The organism is Hafnia alvei (genome assembly GCF_964063325.1).
Taxonomy (GTDB): Bacteria; Pseudomonadota; Gammaproteobacteria; order Enterobacterales; family Enterobacteriaceae; genus Hafnia; species Hafnia alvei_B.
Genome location: NZ_OZ061315.1, coordinates 1,310,947 through 1,327,849, shown reverse-complemented (window position 1 = coordinate 1,327,849; position 16,903 = coordinate 1,310,947). Strand labels below are relative to the sequence as shown.

General features: G+C 50.6%; 14 protein-coding genes. 8 read left to right on the top strand and 6 right to left on the bottom strand.

The genetic code is table 11. From position 1 onward, the window contains the following. The first annotated feature begins 9 nt into the window (after positions 1-9). The 4 genes from kdpB (at position 10) to kdpE (ending at position 6,306) form a co-directional block, all read left to right on the top strand. Positions 10-2,076 carry a potassium-transporting ATPase subunit KdpB gene (gene kdpB / locus AB3Y96_RS06290; RefSeq protein ID WP_367298751.1) on the top strand — a complete coding sequence of 689 codons (2,067 nt, stop codon included), beginning with the start codon at positions 10-12 and terminating at the stop codon, positions 2,074-2,076. 176 nt (positions 2,077-2,252) lie between these two features. Then, entirely contained in the window at positions 2,253-2,849 is a 597-nt protein-coding gene (gene kdpC / locus AB3Y96_RS06285) for a potassium-transporting ATPase subunit KdpC (protein WP_367298750.1), read from the top strand. Positions 2,850-2,879: 30 nt separating this feature from the next. Further along, positions 2,880-5,585, top strand: a complete 2,706-nt coding sequence (gene kdpD / locus AB3Y96_RS06280; RefSeq protein WP_072308410.1) for a two-component system sensor histidine kinase KdpD — start codon at positions 2,880-2,882, stop codon at positions 5,583-5,585. A 31-nt stretch (positions 5,586-5,616) separates the two neighbouring features. Beyond that, positions 5,617-6,306: a two-component system response regulator KdpE gene (kdpE, locus tag AB3Y96_RS06275; protein WP_072308436.1), complete on the top strand. Its 690-nt coding sequence runs from the start codon at positions 5,617-5,619 to the stop codon at positions 6,304-6,306. Between the two features lie 3 nt (positions 6,307-6,309). Here the strand turns inward: kdpE and AB3Y96_RS06270 are convergent, their stop codons facing one another. From AB3Y96_RS06270 to seqA, 3 genes are all read right to left on the bottom strand, one after another. Beyond that, complete coding sequence (locus tag AB3Y96_RS06270; protein ID WP_367298749.1) at positions 6,310-6,648, bottom strand: DUF3861 domain-containing protein; 339 nt, start codon at positions 6,646-6,648, stop codon at positions 6,310-6,312. A 127-nt stretch (positions 6,649-6,775) separates the two neighbouring features. Beyond that, positions 6,776-8,422, bottom strand: a complete 1,647-nt coding sequence (gene pgm / locus AB3Y96_RS06265; RefSeq protein ID WP_367298748.1) for a phosphoglucomutase (alpha-D-glucose-1,6-bisphosphate-dependent) — start codon at positions 8,420-8,422, stop codon at positions 6,776-6,778. Positions 8,423-8,505: 83 nt separating this feature from the next. Continuing rightward, on the bottom strand, positions 8,506-9,045 hold the full coding sequence (gene seqA / locus AB3Y96_RS06260) for a replication initiation negative regulator SeqA (RefSeq protein ID WP_367300280.1): 540 nt from the start codon (positions 9,043-9,045) through the stop codon (positions 8,506-8,508). A 275-nt stretch (positions 9,046-9,320) separates the two neighbouring features. Between seqA and ybfF the strand changes: the two genes are divergently transcribed. From ybfF to fur, 4 genes are all read left to right on the top strand, one after another. Then, complete coding sequence (ybfF, locus tag AB3Y96_RS06255) at positions 9,321-10,091, top strand: esterase (RefSeq protein WP_367298747.1); 771 nt, start codon at positions 9,321-9,323, stop codon at positions 10,089-10,091. A gap of 259 nt (positions 10,092-10,350) precedes the next feature. Next, on the top strand, positions 10,351-10,626 hold the full coding sequence (gene ybfE, locus AB3Y96_RS06250; RefSeq protein ID WP_025800680.1) for a LexA regulated protein: 276 nt from the start codon (positions 10,351-10,353) through the stop codon (positions 10,624-10,626). Positions 10,627-10,747: 121 nt separating this feature from the next. Next, positions 10,748-11,275: a flavodoxin FldA gene (gene fldA, locus AB3Y96_RS06245; RefSeq protein WP_025800679.1), complete on the top strand. Its 528-nt coding sequence runs from the start codon at positions 10,748-10,750 to the stop codon at positions 11,273-11,275. Between the two features lie 319 nt (positions 11,276-11,594). Then, positions 11,595-12,044, top strand: coding sequence for a ferric iron uptake transcriptional regulator (gene fur / locus AB3Y96_RS06240; RefSeq protein ID WP_072308405.1), 450 nt, complete (start codon positions 11,595-11,597; stop codon positions 12,042-12,044). A gap of 265 nt (positions 12,045-12,309) precedes the next feature. Here fur and AB3Y96_RS06235 read toward each other — a convergent pair whose 3' ends face one another. From AB3Y96_RS06235 to AB3Y96_RS06225, 3 genes are read right to left on the bottom strand one after another with little or no spacing between them, the layout of a single operon-like run. Further along, the gene (locus tag AB3Y96_RS06235) at positions 12,310-14,982 is read right to left on the bottom strand and encodes a beta-N-acetylhexosaminidase (RefSeq protein WP_367298746.1); all 2,673 of its coding nucleotides are present in this window, start codon (positions 14,980-14,982) and stop codon (positions 12,310-12,312) included. 19 nt (positions 14,983-15,001) lie between these two features. Beyond that, positions 15,002-15,331 (bottom strand): ChiQ/YbfN family lipoprotein, encoded by a 330-nt coding sequence (chiQ, locus tag AB3Y96_RS06230; RefSeq protein WP_072308403.1) that lies wholly within the window; start codon positions 15,329-15,331, stop codon positions 15,002-15,004. Between the two features lie 57 nt (positions 15,332-15,388). Beyond that, positions 15,389-16,774 (bottom strand): chitoporin ChiP, encoded by a 1,386-nt coding sequence (locus AB3Y96_RS06225; RefSeq protein WP_367298745.1) that lies wholly within the window; start codon positions 16,772-16,774, stop codon positions 15,389-15,391. Positions 16,775-16,903: the final 129 nt, after the last annotated feature.

Genomic DNA, 16,903 nt, shown 5'->3' with positions numbered 1-16,903 from the left:
GATAAAATAATGACTCGTAAACAACGCGCGTTGTTCGAACCAAAACTGGTCCGTACCGCTATCAAAGATGCTGTTAAAAAACTCGATCCTCGCGTGCAGTGGCGCAATCCGGTGATGTTCGTGGTGTATTTGGGCAGCATTCTCACCACCATAATCTGGATCTCCATACTCAGCGGGCAAAGTGACGGCAGCGCCGCATTTACTGGAAGCGTGGCTGTTTGGCTTTGGTTCACGGTTCTGTTTGCTAACTTTGCCGAAGCTCTGGCCGAAGGGCGCAGCAAAGCGCAGGCCGAAAGCCTGAAAGGGGTGAAAAAAACTAGCTGGGCTAAAAAACTGGCCTCACCGCAACATGATTCGCAGCAAGAAAAAGTATCTGCTGATTCTCTGCGCAAAGGCGATGTTGTGCTGGTTGAAGCCGGTGACACCATTCCCTGTGACGGTGAAGTGTTAGAAGGTGGCGCCTCGGTTGACGAAAGCGCGATTACCGGCGAATCAGCACCGGTCATTCGCGAATCGGGCGGTGACTTTTCTTCCGTTACCGGTGGCACGCGTATTCTGTCAGATTGGCTGGTGATCCAATGCACCGTTAATCCTGGAGAAACCTTTCTCGACCGCATGATTGCGATGGTTGAGGGCGCGAAGCGGCGTAAAACCCCTAACGAAATCGCGCTAACCATTTTGCTTATTGCCTTAACGCTGGTGTTTTTACTGGCTACGGCAACGCTTTACCCCTTCTCGCTGTTTAGCGCGCAGGCCGGCCACGTTGGGGTTCCGGTGACGATTACCGTGCTAGTCGCCCTGCTGGTCTGTTTAATCCCAACCACCATTGGTGGCTTACTGTCAGCCATTGGCGTGGCTGGGATGAGCCGCATGCTAGGCGCAAACGTCATTGCCACCAGCGGGCGCGCCGTGGAAGCCGCCGGTGACGTCGATGTGTTGCTATTGGACAAAACGGGCACTATCACGCTGGGCAATCGTCAGGCGACCGAATTCTTGCCTGTCCCCGGCGTGAGTGAGGAAGAGCTCGCCAGCGCGGCACAGCTCGCTTCGCTAGCCGATGAAACGCCAGAAGGCCGCAGCATTGTGGTGCTGGCAAAGCAGCGTTTTAACCTGCGCGAACGTGATTTAGCGAGCCTAGGCGCAACCTTTGTGCCCTTCTCGGCCCAAACCCGCATGAGCGGCGTTAACGTACAGGGAAGAATGATCCGCAAAGGTTCAGTGGACGCAATACGCCGCCACGTTGAATCTAACCAAGGCCACTTCCCACGTGCGGTTGATGAACGCGTGGAAAGCGTTGCGCGTACCGGCGGCACACCGCTGGTGGTGGCAGAAGATGGCCGGATTCTTGGCGTGGTGGCGCTGAAAGATATCGTCAAAGGCGGCATCAAAGAGCGATTCTCTGAGCTACGCCGCATGGGTATCAAAACGGTCATGATTACCGGTGATAACCGCTTAACCGCTGCGGCTATCGCTGCCGAAGCTGGCGTGGATGATTTTCTGGCGGAAGCTACGCCCGAAGCCAAATTGGCGCTGATCCGTCAGTATCAAGCTGAAGGTCGCTTAGTGGCCATGACCGGCGACGGTACCAACGATGCGCCAGCGCTGGCCCAAGCCGACGTTGCGGTCGCCATGAACTCAGGCACACAGGCCGCTAAAGAAGCGGGCAACATGGTTGATTTAGACTCTAACCCAACTAAGCTGATTGAAGTGGTGCACATCGGCAAACAGATGCTGATGACGCGTGGTTCACTGACTACCTTCAGTATCGCCAATGACGTGGCGAAATATTTCGCCATTATTCCAGCAGCCTTTGCAGCCACTTATCCTCAGCTGAATGCGCTCAACGTCATGCACCTAACGTCGCCGGCGTCGGCCATTATGTCAGCGGTCATTTTCAACGCGTTGATCATTGTGTTCTTGATCCCGCTGGCGCTGAAAGGCGTGAGCTATAAACCGCTAAGCGCCAGCGCACTGTTGCGCCGAAATTTATGGCTCTATGGTGCAGGCGGGCTGTTGGTGCCGTTTGTCGGCATCAAATTGATCGATATGTTACTGACCGTTTGTGGCTTGGCTTAGCCCATATAGAACCGCTCAAAAGAGCAGTAATACTTTAACATCCCCAAAATAATTGGAGTGGTATCAAGGCGGCAAGCGAGTTCATCCCGATGAGCTTACTCTAGTAAGTGATTCGGGTGAATGAGCGCAGCCAACGCAGATACCGCTTCAAGTATGAAGGGGAAAAGGATTAGATAATGTCGCTACTACGCCCCTCTATGATGATGATGCTGATTTTGACCGCCATCACCGGTATTGCCTACCCGTTGCTAACCACGGGGTTAGCGCAGGTGATGTTTCACTCTCAGGCCGAAGGATCGTTGATTGAACATGACGGCGTCATCGTGGGTTCACGTTTGATTGGCCAAAACTTTACTCAACCAAAATACTTTTGGGATCGTCCATCCGCGACCGCTGACGCGGCCTATAATCCACAGGCTTCCGGCGGCAGCAATTTGGCAGCGTCTAACCCACAGTTGGATAAAAATTTGCAAGAGCGCGCTGCGCTATTACGCCAAGCAGATCCTTCGGCGCCGATGGCTATTCCGGTCGATCTAATGACCAGCTCAGCCAGTGGTTTAGATCCTCATATCTCGCCGCAAGCGGCCTATTATCAGGCTGCACGCATCGCTAAAGTGCGCAATGTGCCACAGGCCAGCGTTGAAAAACTGATTGCCTCTAACACCCAATATAGCCTGCCACAGTTTATTGGTCAGCCGGTGGTTAACGTATTAGAACTGAACATGGCACTGGATGCATTATTGCCCCACAATGCATCTAACACGCATTTATAACGCCACCAGCGCGATCATAAAGAGAACGACATGCTAGACGATGAAGAGCTGCGCCGCCCCGATCCAGATACCTTGCTGGCTCAGGTTTGCGAAAAGCCACGCGGAAAACTAAAAGTCTTTTTCGGCGCCTGCGCTGGCGTTGGAAAAACCTACGCGATGCTGCAAGAAGCGCAGCGCCTTCGTGCCCAAGGTTTAGACGTGCTGGTCGGCGTAGTGGAAACCCATGGCCGTGCGGAGACCGCTGCACAGCTTGAGGGGCTGGATATCTTACCCCTCAAGCGAATTCATCATCGCGGTCGTCAAGTGCGAGAGTTTGCTCTCGATCAGGCGCTGGCTCGCCACCCTGCGCTAATCCTGATGGATGAGCTGGCGCACAGCAACGCCGCCGGTTCGCGTCATCCTAAACGCTGGCAAGACGTCGAGGAACTGCTGGATGCGGGCATTGACGTGCTTACTACCGTTAACGTTCAGCACCTTGAAAGTCTTAACGACGTGGTTGGTTCCGTAACCGGAATTCGCGTGCGCGAAACCGTGCCTGACCGCATCTTCGATGATGCCAGCGAAATCGTGCTGGTGGACTTACCACCGGACGATTTACGCCAGCGCCTAAACGAAGGGAAAGTCTATATTCCTGGGCAGGCAGAACGCGCCATCGAGCACTTTTTCCGTAAAGGAAATTTGATTGCCTTACGCGAATTGGCGCTGCGTCGTACCGCAGACCGCGTTGATGAGCAAATGCGCGAGTTTCGTAATAGCCAAGATAAAGAACGCGTTTGGCATACCCGTGATGCCATTTTGCTGTGTATTGGCCACAACGTCGATAACGACAAACTTATCCGCACAGCGTCTAGGCTGGCGGCTCGTCTTGGCTGCATCTGGCACGCAGTTTATGTGGAAACACCGCGCCTGCATCGATTACCGGAAAATCAGCGGCGGGCGATTTTACGCAGCGTTAAGCTGGCACAAGAATTAGGCGCAGAAACCACCACGCTATCCGATCCCAATGAAGAAAAAGCCATTCTGCGCTACGCCCGTGAGCATAATCTCGGCAAAATTATTATTGGCAGGCGCAATAAGAAAGAGCGGCGTTGGTGGTGGCATGAAAGTTTTGCTGACAGGCTGGCTAAACTCGGGCCGGATCTCGATTTAATTATCGTCGCCGTTGAAGACAAACCTCGCACCGCCAGCAAAGAGTCCGATAGTCGCTCTTTCAGCGAAAAGTGGCGGATGCAAATTCGCGGGTGTCTGGTTGCCATTGCCCTATGTGCGCTGATTACGCTACTGGCAAGAATGATTTTCCCCAACTTCGATCAGGCTAATATCGTGATGGTCTATCTGCTGGGGGTCGTGATCGTGGCGCTGTTTTATGGCCGCTGGCCTTCCGTACTTTCCGCCGTGGTTAGCGTTGCCAGTTTCGATCTTTTTTTCATCCAACCTCAGTGGTCGTTCGCCGTTACCGACGTTCAATATCTCGTGACCTTTGGTGTGATGCTAACCGTCGGGATCGTGATTGGTAATCTGACCGCAGGTGTGCGCTATCAGGCGCGAGTGGCGCGTTATCGCGAGCAGCGCGCGCGCCATATGTATGAACTGTCCAAAGCCCTGAGTAATGCAATTACCAATGAAGATATCGCTCGCAGCGGCAGCTATTTTCTTAACAGCAGTTTCAACGCACGGACATCAGTATTAATTCCCAGCGATGATACGCCGTTGGTTCAGGTGACACCGCCACAGGAAGGTGTGTCGGGCGTTGATTTTGCTATTGCACATTGGTGCTTCGATAAGCAGCAACCCGCAGGGGCAGGTACCGATACGCTACCCGGTGTTCCTTATCAACTACTGCCCCTGAGCACCTCACAGCAGACCTTTGGCGTTTTAGCTATCGAACCCATGAACATGCGCCAATTGATGGTGCCTGAACAGCAGCGTCTGTTACAAACTTATGCGGTGATGATTGCTAGCGCGCTTGAGCGTTTACATCTGGCCCAAACGGCGGCGAGCGCACGTATGGACACCGAGCGCGAACAGCTCAGAAACTCGTTGTTAGCCGCACTTTCGCACGATCTGCGTACCCCGCTCACCGTGTTGTTTGGTCAGGCTGAAATTTTAACGCTCGATCTGGCCGCTGAAAAATCGCCGCATGCCCAACAGGCCAATCAAATCCGCCAGCAGATCCTCAACACCACGCGGCTGGTCAATAATTTACTGGATATGGCACGTATTCAGTCCGGCGGATTTAACCTGCGTAAAGAGTGGCAATCGCTGGAGGAAATCGTCGGCAGTGCAATTAATACGTTAGAACCGATGCTGAATTCGCATCCGCTGACGATTGATTTACCGGCAGATCTCCCCTTAGTGAACTGCGACGGCAGCTTGATTGAGCGCGTGATACAAAATCTGTTAGAAAACGCGGGCAAATATGCCGGACTGGAATCACCGTTGGCGATTCGGGCAAAAGCCTCAGAAGATTGGTTAGAAGTAGAAATTGAAGATCGCGGCAACGGTATTCCCGCCGAACAGCTACTGCTGATATTCAATAAGTTTACCCGCGGCGATAAAGAGTCAGCGATTCCTGGGGTCGGTTTGGGCTTAGCCATTTGTCGTGCCATTATAGAAGTACACGGTGGTAAAATATGGGCAGAAAATATTGCTCAAGGCGGGGCCTGTTTCCACTTTACCCTACCGCTAGAAGCACCGCCTGATATTGAGGATGAACTTGATCATCCAAGTTCTTGAAAAACAGAGAGCGGCGAAACAGAGAGATAACGTGAATCAAACCCCGATAAATGTGCTCATCGTTGAAGATGAAAAAGAGATCCGCCGCTTTGTCCGTTCTGCGCTTGAGAATGAGGGCTGGCGGGTTTTCGACGCCGATACATTGCAGCGTGGTCTGATCGAGGCGGGAACGCGAAAACCAGATCTGATTATTCTCGACTTAGGCTTACCGGATGGCGATGGCCTAGATTTTATCCGCGATTTGCGCCAGTGGAGTTCAATTCCGGTGATTGTGCTTTCTGCGCGCAGCGAGGAGTCAGACAAGGTGCTGGCGCTAGATGCCGGAGCCGATGATTATCTAAGTAAACCCTTTGGCGTAGCGGAATTATTGGCCCGCGTGCGCGTCTCTTTGCGCCGCCATGCTCAGCAAAATCAGGAAAGCCCGCTAATTCAATTCTCAGACGTTGAGGTGGATTTGATTAACCGCCGAGTCACTCGAGCCGGTGAGGATTTGCATCTCACACCGTTGGAGTTTCGTTTGCTAACCGAACTTATCGCCAATGCAGGAAAAGTGCTCACACAGCGCCAGCTGCTTAGTACGGTTTGGGGGCCAAACTACGTTGAGCACAGCCATTATCTGCGGATCTATATGGGGCATTTACGGCAAAAACTCGAGGCTGAACCAGCACGCCCCAAGCACTTACTGACTGAAACCGGCGTTGGTTACCGGTTTATGCTGTAATTTTTAACCTTCTTTTTGTTCTTCTTTTGCTTCTTCGGCACTCTCACCGCGCTTGATACCTTTTAAAGTCATCATAAAAGCGCGGAATGAATCACGCAGATCGTCAAACAGCGGATGTTTACGGTTCTCCAGCAGTGATTCTGAAAACAGTTTTAAACCAACGGCAAAGGCCTTCGATTTATCACCGGTGAATGGCAAATCGTCCCTTGCCCCCAGCCTTTCGACGATAGATAAAATCTCATCATGATTTTCAACTTCAAAGCTGATTGGCGCTTTATCAATCGGATCGCCTTTACGATCGGCAATCGGCTCTACGGTGATGCGGTAGCGATATCCAGACATGGTATTCCCTCTTCGAATATTTTTTGATAATGATAACTTTTATCATATTCGAGCAGGTTGAGCTTCACTTTTTGCGGCATAAAAAAAGCGCCGTTAAAGGCGCTTTTAGAATTTCTGAAGAACTCGCTTATTTGGCGCTGGCGAGCACGGCGCTCACAATATCCACCGCTTCTTTCTCGATTCGCAGGCGATGTTCAGCGCCTAAGAAACTTTCGCAGTAAATTTTGTAGGCTTCTTCTGTGCCAGATGGACGAGCGGCAAACCAGCCGTTGTCGGTCATCACTTTCAGCCCGCCGATAGAGGCGTTGTTGCCCGGAGCCTTGGTCAAACGAGCGGTAATTGGATCGCCCGCCAGTTTGTCAGCTTTAACCATCTCAGGAGAGAGCTTAGACAGCGCATCTTTCTGCGCATGCGTAGCCGGTGCCTGAATACGGTTATAACTTGGCGCACCAAAACGTTCCGCCAGCTTATTGTAATGCTGCTGTGGGTTTTCACCGGTAACGGCAGTGATCTCAGCGGCAAGCAGGCACATAATGATGCCGTCTTTGTCTGTTGACCACGGCGTACCGTTAAAGCGCAGGAAGGAAGCGCCTGCGCTCTCTTCGCCACCAAAACCAAAGCTGCCGTCAAACAGGCCATCAACAAACCACTTAAAGCCGACAGGAACTTCCACCAGTTTGCGACCTAAGTCATTGACGACGCGGTCAATCATGGCGCTGGATACCAGCGTTTTACCTACGGCAACATCAGCGCCCCACTGTGGGCGATGCTGGAACAGATAATTAATAGCTACGGCTAAGTAGTGATTCGGATTCATCAGGCCTGAAGGCGTGACGATACCGTGGCGATCGTAGTCTGGGTCGTTAGCGAACGCTAAATCAAACTGATCTCGCAGCGCCAGCAATCCCGCCATTGCGCTTTCCGATGAGCAATCCATACGGATCACGCCATCGTGGTCTAAGTGCATGAAGCGGAATGATGGATCAACGTGATCGTTCACCAAGGTCAGATCAAGTTTGTAATGTTCACCAATGCGCTGCCAATACTCAATGCCGGAACCGCCCAATGGATCGACGCCTAAATGCAGGCCTGAGCGCTGAATGGCTGGCATATCAACGATATCAACCAAACCTTCAATATAAGGCTGTACCAGATCTTTAGCGTGCACCAAGCCGCTTTTCCAAGCTGCATCGAGCGTTTGACGCTTCACACCCTGCAAGTTAAGGCTTAACAGTTCGTTGGCGCGCTGTTCAATCACCTTGGTAAGATCGGTATCTGCCGGTCCACCATTTGGCGGATTGTATTTGATACCGCCATCTTCAGGCGGATTGTGCGAAGGCGTGATGACGATACCGTCGGCCAATGCCGCATTCTTATTGTTGTTGTGAGTCAGAATAGCGTGAGAAACCGCAGGCGTTGGGGTGAAACCATTATCCTGCTGTACCACGACGTCCACGCCGTTTGCCGTCAGAACTTCTAGCACGCTGATAAACGCAGGTTCAGACAACCCATGCGTATCTTTACCCACGATACAGGGGCCTTCGATGCCATTGGCTTTACGCACTTCAACAATTGCTTGGGCAATAGCTAAAATGTGCGCTTCGTTAAAGCTATGGCGCTGGGCGCTGCCACGGTGACCTGAGGTCCCGAATTTTACCGCATGCGACGTGTTACCCACTTCCGGCGTCAATACATAGTATTGAGAAACCAGTTGAGCCACGTTGATCAAATCGCTCTGCTGGGCAGGCTGCCCGGCACGGGGGTGATTTGCCATGGTCACTACTCCCTACGCTATTACGCTTGTATGGTTGAGTGCCTAATCGCGTTGCTAAGGCTTGCGATTAGGCAGTTCTTGAATTAGATGGTCCCACAGACCTTTTCAATCAGTTCAGCGGGGAACTGCATCGCCTGCATGATGTGTTCAATCATGCTGCGCTTGCGATCGGTGTTGGTATTGGTGATCACCCAGTAAGGCGTGCCCGCGACGTGTTTAGGCTTGGTATGCGTGCCGTTTTGCAACAGCGTTTGCTGGTCGCCGGCGAAATAGACACGCGTGCGACCATGCAAGGATTCCGTCGCAGCGGCAAATCCCTGATTATCAATAGAGTAAAGCGTTGAAAGTACCAGCATAAAGCGATTTACCGCTTTGTTCTGCTCTGCATATTCATCAGACAGCAGCAATTCACGCATGGTACGAACGCGGTCTACCGGACGGGCAGTTACCGGAGCAGCCACTGGCGCTGCGATAACGGTCGGTGTTACTGCCGGAGCAGCAGTCGCTTTATGTTCGGAGACTTTCAGCAGGCGGCGCAATATGTCAGAAGCACTCTCACCGATACTTTGCGTGTGGCTTGCAATGTAGCGGTACAGCTCCTCGTCGACTTCAATAGTTTTCATCATTATCCAATACAGGTTTACGACTTAATCAGCAGGATTATAAAGTCAAACGCCTCATGCGGATAGCGTAAACCCGATGCTCTGATCAATTCAGTGAGTTTTTTCCCAAACTTATGGAAAGAATACCCTTAAATTTTGCTGGATAACACTCGGTGACTAACAATCATGCTTAGTCGTGGTAACCTATTTGTTACAACATAAGATTCTTCGCACTCCGTTGCCGCATGTTTAGCACATGGATTCCGCGAATAGACACCACGAATAGACTTAACGATATGAAACTCAACTACCGCGAACATATTCCAACCCAGCAAGCCCAGTTTCCACCGGCATTACTGATCCACGGGTTATTCGGCAGCTTGGATAATCTAGGTATATTAGGACGAGACTTGCGCAGCGATCGACGTGTCATTCAGGTGGATATGCGCAATCATGGACACTCACCTCGCTCAGAGCGCATGGATTATGCCGCGATGGCCGAAGATTTACTGGCGCTGATTGACGATCTTTCTTTGCCTCAGTTGGATGTCATTGGGCATTCAATGGGCGGAAAAGCCGCCATGACGCTGGCCGCACTTGCCCCCGACCGTATTCGTCGCCTTGCCTTGCTGGATATTGCACCCGTTGATTATCAAGTTCGTCGTCACGATACGATTTTTACTGCTATTAATGCGGTAACGGCTGCGCAGGTGACGCGCCGCCAAGAGGCCGCTGAAATCATGCGCGGCTATATCCAAGAAGAAGGCGTGATACAGTTTTTGCTGAAGTCTTTTCAGGACGGCGAGTGGCTATTTAATGTGCCCGTGCTGTGGGATCAATACGAAAATATCGTGGGCTGGCAAGACGTGACGCCTTACCAAGGCCCCGCAATGTTTATCAAAGGCGGCTCATCGCCTTATATACAAGATATTCATCGCGCCGCCATCGCACGTCAGTTTCCTCATGCCAAAGCCCACGTGATTGCCGGTACTGGCCACTGGCTGCATGCGGAAAAGCCCGAATTGGTACTACGCACGCTGCACCGTTTTCTGGATAGCGATGAATAAGCTAAACGGCTTACTTTTGTTGTCTTCTCCCCCTCAGCATAACCACACTGTAGAAAAAATCACCGTTCATCAGTGAGGTAAGTAAGATTAAGGATTGTCGCGGCTGGGGGCGCTGGGGTATTATGGCGCGCTATTATTCTGGCAGGCAGTTTTGCTGTTCAAGGATAGTGCCGGTAAAGGGTGAATGGCCCTAGTATGTTAATCATGATCTGATTCGTTACGCAGATTCAAAATTCTCCTTGTAGTACCGCTACCTGATATGGCCAAAGAACAAACGGACCGCACGACTCTGGATCTGTTCGCAGATGAACGTCGTCCGGGTCGCCCGAAAACCAACCCGTTATCTCGGGATGAACAGCTAAGAATTAACAAACGCAACCAACTGCGCCGCGATAAAGTGAAAGGGCTGCGTCGCGTCGAGCTAAAAATTAACGAAGAAGCGGTTGAAATGCTGAATCGTTTGGCTCAAGAACAAAACATTAGCCGCAGTGAATTGATTGAACAAATTTTGCTCAATCAGATTTTAAAATCTTAACGCCACCAGCACACAATGACGACAAATCGATACGGTTTAAAGTGCTATAGTGCGTAAAGTACGTACTGGTCTTTCTAAAGATTCTAGTTTAATTATTTGATATAAAAGGTATAAACGCGACATGGCAATCGTAGGCATTTTCTTTGGCAGCGACACGGGCAACACGGAAAACATCGCTAAGATGATCCAAAAGCAACTCGGAAAAGACGTTGCTGAAGTTCATGACATTGCCAAAAGCAGCAAAGAAGACATCGAGGCATTCGATATTCTTCTGCTTGGCATCCCAACGTGGTATTACGGCGAAGCTCAGTGTGACTGGGATGATTTCTTCCCTTCTCTGGAAGAGATCGACTTCAACGGTAAACTGGTTGCTCTGTTCGGCTGCGGCGACCAAGAAGACTATGCAGAGTACTTCTGCGACGCAATGGGCACCATCCGTGACTTGATCGAGCCACGCGGCGCGACCATCGTCGGCCACTGGCCAACGGCGGGTTACCATTTTGAAGCGTCTAAAGCGCTGGTTGATGACAAAACCTTCGTCGGTTTGGCTATTGACGAAGATCGCCAGCCTGAACTCACCGCAACGCGTGTTGATGCGTGGGTGAAACAAATCTCCGAAGAGATGAGCTTGGCTGAACTGGCTGGCTAATATGAAATTGTGCCCGCTGACTGCATAAGCCAGCGGGTATTTCAACGATTGGCAAAAGCAATTTGCAACATCTATGTAACTCATTTTTCCCGCTCTAGCACCCGCCACCAGCAGAGTTACATATTTGTCAGTGTGTTACGTTTTATTTCCACCCTGTACTTCCGTCCAAGTTGTTAACACACTGCGGTTTCCATTTACCGCCATCAGCTTTATAATGAATCTCAATTATATTTTCAGTTCGGTGACAATTCAGGCAACGCTGGCAGCAAATGCAGACTATCCTAAACGTCTTCGAACTAAGTAACGGGACAGAATCCGAATGACAGATAACAACACTGCTTTAAAGAAGGCTGGACTTAAAGTCACGCTTCCGCGTCTTAAGATTCTGGAAGTTCTGCAAGATCCAACTTGCCACCACGTCAGCGCAGAAGATCTGTATAAGAAGCTGATCGATATGGGTGAAGAAATCGGCTTAGCCACCGTTTACCGTGTACTGAACCAGTTCGACGACGCTGGAATTGTAACTCGTCACAATTTTGAAGGCGGAAAATCCGTATTTGAGCTGACTCAGCAGCATCACCACGATCATCTGATCTGCTTAGACTGCGGTAAAGTGATTGAGTTTAGTGATGACTCCATTGAAAAACGTCAGCACGAAATTGCTAAAAAATACGGTATCCAGCTGACCAACCACAGCCTGTATCTTTATGGTCACTGCGCTGCGGGTGATTGCCGCGAAGACGAAAGTCTGCACGATGGCAGAGAGTAAGAATACGCGAGTGTAATGAGGCGACCTGAGGGTCGCTTTTTTTATTTCCTGAAATCCGCAATATTCGTTTTCTCACCAAATAATAGACAAAAAAAGCCCCTCAGGCTGGGGGCTAAATAACTCAGTCACTCATATGGCTTCGGCAAAAACCATGACAACAATAATGATGATGATGAAACGGTATTAAAAATCACTGCGCTAATACTTTATTGCGGTATTGCCCGCCCCACAGGAACAGACAATACCTCGCTTACCGACCTCGATATCAAACCTTTACCGGCTCTACGCGGCTATAGCGTTTGCCGTCAGGACTCACTGACCGAATTTGAACGTCGCCAGAAACGGTCGGCTGGGCTTTAGCATCATAACGCTGCCACTGCTTGCCACCGTCTACCGAGTATTCAATCCCCAGACCTGGTAGCGCAATGTTGGCTTCCAGTTTCCCGCCCACAACTTTTGCTCCAGGAACCGGCAGGCGATATTCCACACCGGCTTTATCCATTTTCGCCAGCTCACGCTGCCCCATCAGGTTTGCAAAACGCTGCCAATCACTCAGCAGAGATTTTTTGTCTACCAGATTGGTTTCTCCGCCTTTATATTCGCGGCCCGCTTTGTAGTCTTGCTCCCAGCCCGCGCGATGCCATCCGCGTTCCGCTACCGTCATCACGCGAGGATAGATTTTATACTCCATCATTTCGTCGGTGCGCGTGGTTTCACTCCACAGCTGCGCTGAGAGTCCATAAACACCCGGCCATGGCTTATCGCTTTTCGCGGTAAAGAAGTTGCCGTCACGGTCTACGGAAGTTTCCGCATTCTGTGGCATGTTGTCTGGCGCGAAGCTGAAGATTTTACGCTCATCGTTAAAGCGAGTGCCCCAGTAGTAGCCATTTTCCTGTGGATTCACCTCATACGGGAAGTCCATGTAGACGTAGTCTGGGTTAGAAACCGTCACTTCGTAGCCTTTGTTCGCCCAGTCGTTGACAGTATCAAAACCGCCCCAATAGAGCGTATCCCAGAAGTTAACACCTACACGTTTGGTGGCAAATGCCTTCGCATCTTTGGCATCCTTCAGGCCATCCTGCCACGCCTGCATTTTTTCAATGCCGTGCTTATTGACGATCTGGCTGACTTCAATCGCAAAGTGGCTTGGCAGATGTTCCATATCTTCCACTTTGCCGCTCTTAATTAGGGTCTGACAAACCTGAGACTGCGCCCATGGTTTATCTTCTTTGCTCTGATCGATAATGCCTTTACCCGGCTCAATCTTGCCATTTTTATCCTGATAACCCGGCCCTAAGCGGATGTTTTTAGCTTCATCACCGCCAAAGTGCCACGTGGTTAACGGCTGCCCCGCTTCTTTGTGCATCTGCGCCACTTCGCCAATCACTTTATCGACAAAGCGCTTAGAGGAATCTAAGCATGGGTTCAAATAGCTCTTACGATCGTAGAACTGCACAGACGTGGTGTTTGACGTATCCGTTGGATCAACTAAACGGAATTCATTCGCCCCCTTTTCGTCACCGGCGGCTTTCAATTTGTCATAACGCGCTTCCATCGAAACCACGGCTGCACGGGCATGTGCAGGCATATCGATTTCAGGAATCACTTCAATCTGACGCGCCTGAGCATATTTAACGATATCGATATATTCGGCGCGAGTTAGATGGCCAGTGCCATTGTTGTTAGCATCAGGCCCCGAACCTAGCTGCGGCAGCAGGCACTCTTTTTCGCTCAGATCGTGGCAGCGTTTTGAGCCCACGTCGATAAGCTCTGGCAGACCGGGGATCTCAATGCGCCAGCCTTCATCATCGGTCAGATGGAAGTGGAATTTATTCATCTTGTACGCCGCCATCTGGTCTAGCAGACGGTGTACCGCTTCTTTGGAATGGAAGTTACGCCCGATGTCCAAGAAGATGCCACGGTATTGGAAACGCGGCGCGTCTTTCGCATCTAAGGTTGCAATCTTCATGCTGCCATCGCTTGGCACCAGCGAAAGAATGGACTGTAAGCCGTAGAATACGCCAGCCTGATCGTAACCAATAACTTCTGCGCCCTTCGGCCCGATCTTCAGCTCGTAAGCCCCCGGCACCGCTAAATCGCCTTTGAAGTGATTAACCGCAATCGCCGTTTTGATTGGATAGCCTTTGGCATCGCTTTTCACACCTAACAGCGCGAAACGCTGCTGCGCGGCTTCTGCCGTGGCGCTGTTCAGAACGGTAAGATCGAGCGCTACGCCTTTGCTGAGGTCAACGTCCTGCTGATGGATTCTCACTTCCATCGGCGTTGGCATAATTTGACCACGCAGACTCTGCGCTGGCAGCTCTTTCACATCAGCGTTTTTGTCGAAGCGAGTTTCAGGCACCATCAGAACGTTTTTATCGTCTTTGGTACGCTTCCACAGATCGCCCGCAAACGGCGTCACAAACTGGCGCAGATCTTCCGTATCGGTGCTGGCAATCACCTTAGGTTTAGCATCCTGAGAAGTGACGTACCAACGCGGCATAATGTCACTTTCAAACAACTGCCAGTATTCACCAATCAGAGGAATTTCCACCGATTGGCCGGCGGTAAATCCTTTAAACTTATCGGTTGGTTCAATCTTATGCAGATCACCGGTCACAAAGGTAATTTTGAACTGATCGCTTTTCACGTCCAGAACCTGACGTGGATTGTGGAAATAGATCGCCCAATCGTTGCCTTTAATATCGCTATCGCTGGTTAGCGTAATAACGGATTGGTTGCACGATGCCCAGTCAGCGCCCAGCGCGGCACAATCTACGCCGTTCTCAGCCGCACGGTTGTCGGTGACTTTCACGTTAACTTTTAACTGACTCAGTTGGTCAACGATTTGCTGATCTGCCTGACCTGCTGCGGAAAAACCGAGCATGCCCAGTGCAGAAACGGCAACGGCCAACGTGTTCAATTTAAATTTGCTCATCCTAAAGCCCCGTCCTTAATCAGTTATTGTTGCTGCGAATTTCCTGCCAAACTTTGCCACAGGCCTGCTGGTAGTTATCTCCAGCTCCGGTTTTAGCTGCCTGAATACAATTTTGGTAATCAAATACGCGCACGCTTTCCTTTTCGGCAAAGGCCTGATGCGGCTTACTTTGTTTCAACACTTCTAGCACTGACTGACAGGCTGAGATTTTATCTGGATTGCCTTCAGCGGTATTAATGCAGTTGCTATAGGCTTGCTTTAATTTTGCATCTTCTTGAGGTGCAGTAGATTGCTGTACACAGGCACTTAACCCAACAACGGCAGCGACAACCAATAGAATTTTTTTCATTTTTTGATCTCGTCAAAGTGACTCGGCATGTTTAGCAAAACACGCCGAGTCTTTGGCTTAGAAAATGGTGAACGGTGCGATAACGATGAACTTAACATCACGTTCGTCTTGGAACATGTTGCCGTAACCGCCCTCCCAGCTTGGGTTGTCTGAATGGTTGTCGTACTGAGTGAAGTGCAGTTTGAACAGCGTACCTTTCGCGCGGCCGTCCTGAATGGTGTACATCGCATCCAGACTGTAGGCGCTTTCTTTCACGCGCTGGCTTTGATCGTACTGAGGAGCGGTGCTTGGTTTAGCATCCCATGCGTAAACATAAGAACCACCGATGGCGAAGCCCGGCATATCCCACTTGCTCAGGTCGTACATCACGCCGCCGAAAATGGCTTTTTCGCCGTTGGCGTTAAAGTCAGAACGGTTATCCCACCAAATATCCAAACGTCCGTTTGAAGATGCGTAGGTTGGAGTCATACGCTGTAAGAAGTAGCCTTGATTACCTTCAGCTTTGACGTAAGTACCTTCCAAGCGGAAGTCGAACTGCCCCACTTTGTAGCCCAGAGTCAGCGCTTGTAACCATGCGGTACCGTCGTAAAGATCGTTCACGCCGCCGTCATGTACGCGGTCGCGCGTGCCATAGAATTGGTAGCTGGTTGTCATCGGGTTACCCGCGACATCAAACTTGTAGGAACCTTTAGCAAAGTATTGATCGACATAACCTTCAGCCTGACCAAAGGCCGCTTCCAGTATGAAATCATTTTTGAAATCATACTTGGCGCCTAATGAGTGCAGATAAGAAACGCCGGTTTTTTTGTCGTTTTGATAGAAACCATCAACTTCGGTATGCCATGGCGCTTTATATTTGTCGGTCCACATGTAGGAGAAGCTCAGCGCTCCTGCATCACCGTAGTCAAAGTTTGCACCGGCCTCAGCACCTTGATAGGTACCAGGCATAAAGCTCCAGTGTGGCGCCAGTAAAGTTTGGCCTGTTGGCTGAATGTAGCCGGCACGCGCCCAGACTGGGCCGTACTTAAATTTCGCAGCAGCTTTGTACAGGCTTATGCCACTCTTATCACCCGAGTAGTCTTCGTCGTAGCCTTTGTTTTTCGAGGAGAAGGCAATTTCGTTTGGATGTCCGCTATCATGGTTCTCTGCCATTTCGATTGCGGTAAATGCGGCAACATCAATACCAAACATGTCGGCTGCATAGCCGGATGAGAAATCTAGATTGGCGTTCCACGTGGAATGATTAAGGTTGGTCTCGTAGTTTCCAGTGGTGACATCTTTACGGTCACGCTCACGTTGCCAGTAGTAAATACCACCTGTCAGCGTTGAATCATCAACAAAGCCTTCAGCCTTAGCTTCTGGCATTGCATAAAAACCACTACCCAACAACACCCCAGTTATGGCGAGCGTTAGCGCGTTGCGCTTCAAACGATGCGTAACCATAAAATCGATCCTCTTTGACTTTGAAAAACGCGACCCTTGACGTTCACCGGTCTAGGACGCAAAACCCCTAAAATGGGGAAAAATTAATTCGTAGTAGAGTGAATAACTCAATTGCTCATCTACCGTCTT

Excerpts from the sequence above, each read along its gene's own strand:
- kdpB (WP_367298751.1), top strand. The coding sequence starts at position 10 with ATGACTCGTAAACAACGCGCGTTGTTCGAACCAAAACTGGTCCGTACC.
- kdpC (WP_367298750.1), top strand. The coding sequence starts at position 2,253 with ATGTCGCTACTACGCCCCTCTATGATGATGATGCTGATTTTGACCGCC.
- kdpD (WP_072308410.1), top strand. The coding sequence starts at position 2,880 with ATGCTAGACGATGAAGAGCTGCGCCGCCCCGATCCAGATACCTTGCTG.
- AB3Y96_RS06270 (WP_367298749.1), bottom strand. The coding sequence starts at position 6,648 with ATGTCTGGATATCGCTACCGCATCACCGTAGAGCCGATTGCCGATCGT.
- pgm (WP_367298748.1), bottom strand. The coding sequence starts at position 8,422 with ATGGCAAATCACCCCCGTGCCGGGCAGCCTGCCCAGCAGAGCGATTTG.
- seqA (WP_367300280.1), bottom strand. The coding sequence starts at position 9,045 with ATGAAAACTATTGAAGTCGACGAGGAGCTGTACCGCTACATTGCAAGC.
- ybfF (WP_367298747.1), top strand. The coding sequence starts at position 9,321 with ATGAAACTCAACTACCGCGAACATATTCCAACCCAGCAAGCCCAGTTT.
- ybfE (WP_025800680.1), top strand. The coding sequence starts at position 10,351 with ATGGCCAAAGAACAAACGGACCGCACGACTCTGGATCTGTTCGCAGAT.
- fldA (WP_025800679.1), top strand. The coding sequence starts at position 10,748 with ATGGCAATCGTAGGCATTTTCTTTGGCAGCGACACGGGCAACACGGAA.
- fur (WP_072308405.1), top strand. The coding sequence starts at position 11,595 with ATGACAGATAACAACACTGCTTTAAAGAAGGCTGGACTTAAAGTCACG.
- AB3Y96_RS06235 (WP_367298746.1), bottom strand. The coding sequence starts at position 14,982 with ATGAGCAAATTTAAATTGAACACGTTGGCCGTTGCCGTTTCTGCACTG.
- chiQ (WP_072308403.1), bottom strand. The coding sequence starts at position 15,331 with ATGAAAAAAATTCTATTGGTTGTCGCTGCCGTTGTTGGGTTAAGTGCC.
- AB3Y96_RS06225 (WP_367298745.1), bottom strand. The coding sequence starts at position 16,774 with ATGGTTACGCATCGTTTGAAGCGCAACGCGCTAACGCTCGCCATAACT.